Annotated in this window: 2 protein-coding genes; both read left to right on the top strand. The window is 61.2% G+C overall.

Annotation, left to right across the window (positions count from 1 at the left end):
• A partial coding sequence (bhcC, locus tag WBB85_RS10855) for a 3-hydroxy-D-aspartate aldolase BhcC (RefSeq protein ID WP_432638634.1) occupies nt 1-1,044 on the top strand: 1,044 nt, incomplete at its 5' end.
• Nucleotides 1,045-1,125: 81 nt separating this feature from the next.
• Nucleotides 1,126-1,958: ornithine cyclodeaminase family protein (locus WBB85_RS10850; RefSeq protein WP_432638633.1), on the top strand; the 833-nt coding region annotated here is incomplete at its 3' end.

The raw sequence follows: 1,958 nt of genomic DNA, 5'->3' as shown, positions 1-1,958 counted from the left end.
CGCAACATCAAGAAGATGGGCGACTATGCCAAGGCGCATGGCATGCGCCACCGCAGCCACGGCAAGATGCACAAATCGGTCGACGTGCAGAAGCTGCAGGAAAGGCTGGGTGGTGCCGTGGGCGTATGCTGCCAGAAGGTCAGCGAGGCCGAGGTCTTCGTGCGCGGCGGCATCAAGGATGTGCTGGTCTCGAACCAGGTCCGCGATCCGGCCAAGATCGACCGCCTTGCCCGCCTGCCGAAACTTGGCTCGCGGATCATCGTCTGCGTTGACGACATCAAGAACGTGGCGGAACTTTCCGCCGCTGCGCAAAAGCACGGCACGACGCTGGAATGCTTCATCGAGATCGATTGCGGCGCCGGACGTTGCGGAGTCAACTCGACCGAAGCCGTGGTTGAGATCGCCAAGGCGATCGATGCCGCGCCGGGACTGAAGTTCAGCGGCATCCAGGCCTATCAGGGCGCGATGCAGCACATGGACAAATATGAGGACCGCAAGGCCAAGCTTGACGCCGCCATCGCTCAGGTCAAGGACGCGGTCGATGCGCTGACCAAGATCGGGCTGAAGCCGGAACTGGTTTCGGGCGGCGGCACCGGGAGCTATTACTTCGAAAGCAACTCCGGTGTTTATAACGAGCTTCAGTGCGGGTCCTATGCTTTCATGGACGCCGATTACGGTCGCATCCTCGACAAGGACGGCAAACGGATCGACCACGGCGAATGGGAAAACGCGCTGTTCATCCTGACTTCGGTCATGAGCCATACAAAGGCGGACAAGGCGATCGTCGATGCCGGGTTGAAAGCCCAGTCTGTCGATAGCGGGCTGCCGTTCGTTTATGGACGCGACGATGTGAAATACATCAAATGCTCGGACGAACATGGCGTGGTTGAGGACCCCAAGGGAGTGCTGAAAGTCGGCGACAAGCTGAAGCTGGTGCCCGGACACTGCGATCCGACCTGCAATGTCCATGACTGGTATGTGGGCGTCCGCAATGGCAAGGTTGAAGCCCTCTGGCCGGTTTCGGCCCGCGGCAAAGCCTATTGATGCGGCGGGGCGCCCACACGTGGACGCCCCGGCAAGTCATTGATATACAACGATACCGGAAAAAATATTAAGGATTTCTTCATGATTATCGTGCCGGAACGCGCCATCGCGGGCCTTATCTCGGCTGAGCAGGCCTTTGCCGCGGTCGAAGCCGTCTTTGCATCAATGGCAAAGGGCGATGCCTATAACTTCCCGGTTATCCGCGAGGCTTTGGGCGAAGGCCGGCAATACGGATTCAAATCCGGCCTTGACCGCGCCGGGTCCAATCTCGGGGTCAAGGCGGGCGGCTACTTTCCCGGAAATGCCGACAGAGGAATCACCAACCACCAGTCGACCGTCTACCTGTTCGACCCCGATACCGGGCGACCGACGGCGATGGTGGGCGGCAATCTGTTGACCGCGCTTCGCACCGCCGCTGCTTCGGCGGTTTCGATTGACCGGCTGGCCCGCAAGGATTCGAAAGTTCTGGGCATGGTCGGGGCCGGTCATCAGGCCGGGTTCCAGCTGCGCGCTGCGGCCAAGACCCGCAAGTTCGAACGTGTTGTCGCGTGGAACTACCACCCCGACATGCTGCCAACGCTGGGCAAGGTCGCGGAAGAACTGGGCCTGCCGTTCAAGGGCGTCAGCCTTGAAGAGCTGGGCGCAGAGGCCGATGTGATCATTACCATCACCTCGTCGCCCGCCGCGTCCCTTATGGATGCCCACGTGCGCCCCGGCACGCATCTGGCCTGCATGGGCACCGACACCATCGGCAAGCAAGAGGTCGAGCCATCCCTTCTGGCCCGCGCCACGGTCTTTACCGACGAGGTCGCGCAATCCATCACGCTGGGGGAAGCGCAGCACGCGATCGGGTCCGGCCTGATCAAGGCCGCCGACATCACGACAATCGGAGAGGTCATCAACGGCACCCATCC

Source organism: Albidovulum sp., assembly GCF_049646345.1.
GTDB lineage: Bacteria > Pseudomonadota > Alphaproteobacteria > Rhodobacterales > Rhodobacteraceae > Albidovulum.
Note: the sequence above shows the minus strand (reverse complement) of the source record. Positions and strands in the feature narration are given on the sequence as shown.